Origin of the sequence: Oligella ureolytica DSM 18253, from assembly GCF_000373745.1 — a bacterium.
Lineage (GTDB): Bacteria > Pseudomonadota > Gammaproteobacteria > Burkholderiales > Burkholderiaceae_B > Oligella > Oligella ureolytica.
The window spans coordinates 1-7553 of sequence record NZ_KB892338.1 but is presented as its reverse complement, the minus strand read 5'-3'; the positions used below and the strand labels follow the sequence as shown (position 1 = coordinate 7553).

Sequence of the window (7553 nt, the reverse complement as noted above, 5' to 3'; positions counted from 1 at the left end):
CACGTTCAAGCTCTTTGATACGCTCCGCTTGGCTTTGAGCTTGAATGTTTGCAGGAATGGTTTTATCAATGTGCTTTTTATGCCATGAGCGTAAGGTCTCAGGCGTGCAACCTATCTTTGGCGCTATGGCTTTGATGGCTGACCAGGTGGATGGGTAGTCGTCTTTAGCTTCAATTAGCATACGGACGGCTCGCTCTTTCATTTCAGGGGTATAGTTTCGTGTTTTCATTGTCGTATTCTCTCAGAAAAATGAGTCTCCGACAATCCCGGGGCGGTTCAAGTCTTAGCTTCCTCCAATGTATTTGCTTTTAGAAGAAAAATCACTTCATCTTGCTTATAATCTCTGTGTTCACGCCTTAATACACCATCCTCATCCACAAAAAAAGCCAAATTAAACGATGACAGTCCATCATAAAGAGCATTTATAGAAGAAATGAATCTAATTAGAATCAAATTACCTACCAAATGAAAACTCACATTTATTGAAGCCATTAAGGACAGTGGATCACGCTCATGCAGAAACCAAACTCTTTGCTCATGTTCAGTCGCAATCCCTAAAATATGTTTATCTTCATTATCGTTTGCTACGTTAGTTACAGTTGAGCCTTGCATTTCACTTAAGAACTTCTCATAGAAAGCTTTATCAAGTGATATACCGGGATTCGCCTCACCTATTTGTTGTAAATTCAACTCTACATCATCAGTCTCTTGACTAGAATAATCACTAGCTTTCATTAACTTCCGAATATGTTGACGATCTATCTTGCTGTTGGCTGTTAAAGGCATTGAATTAACACGCAACCATCTTGTGGGAATATGGCTTTCTGGCAGGTAAGTATTGAGAGCATTGATTAGATCATCAGGCCCAATATGAATAAACTCTTCATCAATCAATGTATATGCAACCCCCAACTCAGCATAACTTAAATCATCATCCTGCAATTCAACTGCAACGCATTGCTCAATGAAGTCAAGCATTAGAACTGCGTTCTCTATCTCTTTAGCACTAACTCGTACCCCTTTAATTTTGAAATATCCCTCTTCACGCCCCTCAAAAATAATCAACCCTGCTGGAGATAGTTTTCCCATATCGCTAGCCACATAGACTTTCTGATATTTTCCCCTTAACTCTATGTCTTTATAATCTTCGCATCTCAGCTCACCATCTACAATATAGCCATTAGATAAATTGATACCTGACATCGCAATCCGACCCAGCTCACCAACATCACATTCGCCATTCTGTTCATCTAAGATATAATAGTTATTACCACTCAACGCTACGCCATACGGTATAGAGCCATAGCGTACAATATCCTTGTCAATATCAATCTTGTGCCATATACTCCAAATGGTTGTCTCAGTTGGTCCTCCAAGAGAATATAAAGTAAGAGACAAATTATATGAACGTAGCATTCTGAGAGTTTTTTCTCTGATGTAATCACCGCCTTGTGCTAACAAACGCAAGGATTGTAGACTCTTAAAATCTGCTGCCATCAGCAGCATATCAACAATTGCAGGCACAGAAACCCAAATCGTAACCTCATACTTCTGCAACAAGCTAGACCAAAGAAAAGGATCTTTACTATTTTCTTTTTCGGGTACTATAAGTGTCGCACCAACTGTAAATGTGGCTAAAATGTCAAACAATGACATATCATGATAAAAAGGAGTCGCAGAGAAAATCTTATCCTCACTATTTAAATGCCACTCTTGTATCGTTTGCTTGATTGTATTATTAATAGCAGTATTATTAAGAGCGACACATTTTGGTAACCCTGTCGTACCAGAAGTATATAAGTAACAAGAAGGGGATTTTTCAGGCAAGAGGTTTAATCTTGGTTGTACAACATCTGCACAAAGCTGAATACTAGACGAATCAATGATTGTTATATCTAGCTTATTTTTAATAGTTTCTGCATCTATCTGAGCTATGTCACATATCACACCCCTAGCCTTAGCATTGCGTAGTTGATATACCATGCGCTCTATCGGGGCAGCGTTATCTAATGGAAACCAGACTACACCGGCAAATAGACTTGCTAATGCATAATAAACATATTCAAAACATTTCGGGAGCGCAATAGCGACAACATCTCCCTTATCGATATTATACTGACCTAATATATTAGAGGCTTGAGCTACATATTTACCCAAATCACTGTACGTAATCATGCGCTCTTGACTTGCCAAGGCTGGCTTAGTCATCATTGCATCAGTATATATATTCTCAAAAATTGCCTGAGCATATGATATTGACGTTTCACCTTTCTTTATGACGTCTGCTTGCACTGGAACCATAGGCAACTCTGTCAAGTTATCCTTATTAGCAAGCCATTTTAAATTTATAACAATCTGCTTAGCGATAGACTGCACAATCTCTTCTGACAAGGAAGCAACTGCATAATCAAGCTCTAATAATATCGTCTTATGGTTCAAATGACTTAAACGAATATCCAATGCTAATTGCGGTGTCTCTGTTGTTCCTCCTAAATAAACCACTCCTGCAATAGACTCATGAATATCCCAAAGCAATCCATTGGTAAAAGCTACAGGTAAAGGTAAAATCGTTTTTAACTGTTTGCTCAAGTACTGTATTGCATTCATCCCATCTGCAGCGGAAGCCAACATACCTAGTATGTTATCTTGTAAAGTACGAAGTTCCTCCAATAGAGAGCTGTTCTTCACATGATAAACAACAGGCAGAAATGCAGAATGATTACCCAACTGCTTATTAGCCGAATTCTTTGATGTTGGTATTGATATTACAAATGGTGTCTCCCTACCATTAAGATTGCTCAAAGCTTTTAAAATGGCAAATAAGTATGCACTATTTGAAAATACTCCGTATGGCATTACGCATTTATGTACTGCCTCAAATAAGTTTTTCTCTATACGCAAACTTACACGCTTCCGCTGTGTCCACATGATCGTTTCTAAATTAGACGACCAAGGCAACTGTATAACTGATTCAACCCCTCTAAAATAAAGCGGCCAGTTAGTCTCATCTGTTATTGATAAACTTTGATTTTGGAACGTATTAATTATCGCTAGAGATGGCCTAAACTCACCTGTCATTGCACACTTTAGCACCTCAGCAATGATTCTGGAGATAGCAAATCCATCTAGAAGGAGCCCATTAAAGGAAAAAGTTACTAAACTTTTTTGATTACCAGTTTCAACGAAAGTTAACTCATCTAATGCTATTCGCCATAAAGCGTCATGAACATCAAAAGGTTTAGAAATAAAGTTCTCAATCCTTTGTTGGGCTAAATCTTCAATTTCCCCAACAGTCACTTGACTAGTCGCACGTAGTAAATTACTCTCAATTGATTGATATTTTTTATTCGCAAACGATTGATTGTCTCCGGCAATACAAAACTGTAATAAAGGATAAGATGCAAACACCTTGGAAATAGCTTGTACAACTCGCTCACTTGAAGTCTCAAGTAAAAAACATCTCACATCCTGCATATCAACCGCCCCCAAAGGAAAGTCAGCTGTTCTACCCACCATGTAAGCTTGTTGCATGACATTTAAGGCTGATGTCATTTCCCTCTCCCTACACTAACCAGTAAATTCATTACTGTTTTGGCTACACGCAAAGAAAATTCGGGGTCCTGTTGATATAGATAAACTGCTAATTCATTAATTGAGCGCAATCGAAAAACATCAGCAATGCCAATTTTGGTGTAAATGAAATATTTATTTATTTCTATGACCACTTGGGTAGCCATTAATGAATTACCACCCATATCAAAAAAATCAACGCCTTTCACAGTTTTCACATCAAGATGTCGCCTCAATACATGTGAAAAAATAATCGAAACGACATTAACCACATCAATGGGTGCAAAACTTTGACTATCTAGCTTCGTATCAAGCAAGTTTTGTTCATCATCTCGCAGCACTTGTTCATAGTTTGCAAAATCCTTAATAGGTAGCACGACAATCTTCTTGGGAGCAAATTGACCAAGAAAGTGAAAGCTTAAAATATTATGTATTTCATGAACTGATAGAGGCTGATATTCTGCCGAATCGACTATTAGAGTTAAGTCAGTCTCCACCTTTACTCTACGGTTAAGAATTTTGGCAAGCAACTGTTGTAATTTTTCATTTGTCAGCCATTTGCCCGCTATTAGATGCTGCCTCTCAAGTTCATCTCCCTGAGTTTCATGGAAAGAAAACATTGATGTAGCCTGCTCTAAAGGCAAATTAATAGCATCTTGATTACTCGTAAAAACTTCTAGCAATCCTTTAAAAGTCTCAAACAGCACATTAGCAGCTTCGTAAGAGATCAAATCTTGATTGATATCCCAATTAAAACAAATTGAACCTCTTAAACGTAAAACCTGCACATCAATCGCAACATTTGCCCCTCTTGATACACAAAACTCAACTTCACCGAATGTTTTATGAATAACTCCCCCGAAAAGCTCTCCACTATTTAGCAAGTCGGTATAAACCAAAGGCGCTATTTCTTGTTTTCCTGTTTTAGATGTCAGATTTCTTAAAACCTCAACTCCGGAATATTCTTTATTTCCATAAAAACTGTTTGGGTCAGACAATTTGTTGATATTATTTAGTAAAGGCTCCTTGAAATTTAAATTAATATCTTGTAAGAAAAAATCTTCAACATAATCACTATCAGTGCCATCATCGTCAACAATATTTATAAAAAAAGGAAGATTTAAACGAAATCTATGCTCTTTACTGACTAGGCCGACAGCAACGCACAATATCGTTCTAAACATTGCTGACACCTCTAATCCATTAGCGGCTGCCAATTCATTTAGTTGTTTCCAAATCTCATGTGAAAGGCAGTAACAAATATTTTTTACATCCCCACTACTTTCGTTATAAAACTTCCAAGGCAAAGATGGTATTGAAGAACTGGTTAAATCAGCGTAACGCTCTGTTGTAAGCTCGGTCACTGGATAATTCGCTGTTATATTTGGAACTACCCATAAAGCATTAACGGCTGAGCTCTGATTACTTTGATAATCAATCGCAATTTTATAAATTAAACTATATAAATTTGCAGGATTGAGGATAGCCATATTAGCCATGAATACAATACGAACTACACCATTAGCTTGCTTCAGACAATTAATTATCAAAAAAACCGAATTATTTAGTGGAGTATCAATACCGTATTTTGCTAAATCACCAAGTGTTTTCTCTCTTCGTCCGAAGTTTGACTCACCCACCATACTCATGATATTCAGATGTAGAGATTGCGTTCCATCCTCTCTGGCTGCAAGTTGACCCTCTTGAGTAATCAGGTACTCAAATACGTCAGTATCATTAACTACCTCATGAACTGATTGCACAAACAAATCTAAATCTAGGTTATGTGCTTTAAATTCAATGTATATAAAAGACGTTAGACCGCTTTTTTGCGAATCAATCCATGCCGATAATCCTAGGTCAGTCATTTTTTTCATTTATCACCACCTTATCGCTTCACCTTACCGATCAGTGTGAAATCAAACTCACCAACCACATGCACTTCATCAGGCAGTTTATTTAAGGCAATATGCTGCTGCATTAAGTATTTCCTAACTGCAACGAGACTAAAATTTTCCGGTTTATCAGTGATTATCTGTACACATATTTTTTCACCCAATAACTCATCAGACTTGCCCTTGACCAATACATCTTTGACATCTGGGTGCGTATAAAGAAGCTCCTCAAGTTCAGTCGGCATAACTTTTTCACCAGCTCTATTAATGACTTCTTTAAGACGACCCGTTACGGTAATATTATTGTCCTTATCAAGAAATCCGATATCGCCCGTAATATAAAAACCGTCACTGGTGAAGCTATGTTTATTCACTTCATCTGGAGCAAAATAACCATTGATGGTGTAAGGCCCTTTAGTGGTAATTACACCTTCCTCACCCACACCTAAGGTATCTCCGTACTGATTGACAATACGAATTTCATCATAAGGTGATAACCGTTTACCTTGTGTATTAACTTGCGTTTCACGACTATCATCCAATCGAGTGTAATTCACTAACCCCTCTGCCATACCATATACTTGCTGTAAAAGAACATTCCATGTATCTAATAATCGAGTAGCAATCTCTGACGAGAATTTAGCTCCCCCTACTTGCACGACTTCAAGACTTGTCAAATCAAATCTGTCTTTCTCGGTAGAGTTAAGCCATGTTAGAACCAAAGAAGGTACGAGAGAAACTTGGGTAATTTGATGTTTTTCAATCAAGTTAAAGCATTCTTCAGGTGAACCATTATCTGCAATGATCAACGTTGCACCTGCATAGATTACACCTAAAAAACCGGGCGAACTCATAGCATAGTTATGCGATACCGGCAAGACTAAAAGATGTTTTGAGGCTTCGTTAAGACCTGCGACAATAGCACTCTCTCTGACCGAGTACAGATAATCATCATGTGTCCTGGGAATAAGTTTAGGTAGCCCAGTTGTGCCTCCCGATAACTGTAAGAAAGCGACAGTGCGTGAATTACTCTGGTTAAAATGTGGTTTCTCAAGTATGTTTTGGCGATCGAGATCACTGTACAATCGTGCTCCTTGCTGGATTGTTTTGACAATTTCCAAATCAGGCAGACTACCTTGAAAATGAGTAAGGATTTCCTCCGCAGAAATATCTGTCTCAGATTTTGAAATCTTCAAATATACTCTTGCTTGACTAAATTGTGCGATATTACCAATTTCATAAGAACGGTGACCATCAAGACAAAATATTGGGATCGCACCAAGGTAATATAGTCCAAACAATACGTAAAAAAACTCAAGAACATTAGCAGATTGCAATACGACTAGATCGCCTTGACGAATACCTTGCTCATACAGCCACTCACCCCAATAAAGAGCTTGAAAGTAAAACTCTTCATAGGATAATTTAGTATCGCCTTGAATCAAAGCAATGTTCTCAGCCTGTTTACGGCAGGACTTCTCTAAGAACTCAAAGAGTGATTCCCCTTGCCACAACCCCTCTCTCACATAGGTCGCTGCACGCTCTGCCGGATACGGTATAAATCTCAAACTGCCTTTAGTCATAATTAACTTGCAAACAAATATAAGAATGATTATCATTTGTATTCAAAACAAACTATAACAGTTTGTTTTGAGAATGTAAACCTATGAAGGCTCAAAGCCCCCTCTGTCACACTAGTTGTCTGATTTTCTGATTTTTATATTTCATGTAATTGAGGGAGCGGTTAGAGTCTTACAATGTCATCTTACAGCCCAGAATTTAAAGCGCAGATCGTTAAAAAAATGATGCCACCGAATAACCTAAGCGTGGCTCAAATTAGCCGAGAAAGTGGTATTCACGTATCAACTTTATATAGTTGGAAAAAACAGCTACAAGCNAGAGGATTTGTTGTGCCTGCAAAAAAATCACGCCCTGACCAATGGGATACCAAGACGAAGTTAGCCGTTATTATTCAAACGGCCAGTATGAACGAGGCCGAGCGGTCGAGTTATTGCCGCGAGCATGGCTTGTATCCCGAGCAGCTTGATGCATGGAAAGCCGCCTTCGAAGCCGTTGATATGGCAGACG

5 protein-coding genes are annotated in these 7553 nt (G+C 38.2%); 1 reads left to right on the top strand and 4 read right to left on the bottom strand.

All coding sequences use genetic code 11. The features are described from left to right. From B092_RS0111530 to B092_RS0111515, 4 genes are all read right to left on the bottom strand, one after another. The coding region (locus B092_RS0111530) for a transposase (protein WP_018575389.1) at positions 1 to 229 on the bottom strand (229 nt) is incomplete at its 3' end. Positions 230 to 276: 47 nt separating this feature from the next. Next, positions 277 to 3552, bottom strand: coding sequence for an AMP-binding protein (locus B092_RS0111525; RefSeq protein WP_018575388.1), 3276 nt, complete (start codon positions 3550 to 3552; stop codon positions 277 to 279). Next, on the bottom strand, positions 3549 to 5447 hold the full coding sequence (locus B092_RS0111520) for a phosphopantetheine-binding protein (RefSeq protein WP_018575387.1): 1899 nt from the start codon (positions 5445 to 5447) through the stop codon (positions 3549 to 3551). The genes B092_RS0111525 and B092_RS0111520 overlap by 4 nt, the downstream gene beginning before the upstream one ends. 11 nt (positions 5448 to 5458) lie before the next feature. After that, entirely contained in the window at positions 5459 to 7048 is a 1590-nt protein-coding gene (locus tag B092_RS0111515; RefSeq protein WP_018575386.1) for a (2,3-dihydroxybenzoyl)adenylate synthase, read from the bottom strand. Positions 7049 to 7222: 174 nt separating this feature from the next. On the opposite strand from B092_RS0111515, the gene B092_RS0111510 reads away from it, so the two are divergent. Continuing rightward, positions 7223 to 7553, top strand: a 331-nt coding sequence (locus tag B092_RS0111510; protein WP_018574636.1) for a transposase, incomplete at its 3' end; no start/stop codon positions are given.

Excerpts from the sequence above, each read along its gene's own strand:
- B092_RS0111520 (WP_018575387.1), bottom strand. The coding sequence starts at position 5,447 with ATGAAAAAAATGACTGACCTAGGATTATCGGCATGGATTGATTCGCAA.
- B092_RS0111525 (WP_018575388.1), bottom strand. The coding sequence starts at position 3,552 with ATGACATCAGCCTTAAATGTCATGCAACAAGCTTACATGGTGGGTAGA.
- B092_RS0111515 (WP_018575386.1), bottom strand. The coding sequence starts at position 7,048 with ATGACTAAAGGCAGTTTGAGATTTATACCGTATCCGGCAGAGCGTGCA.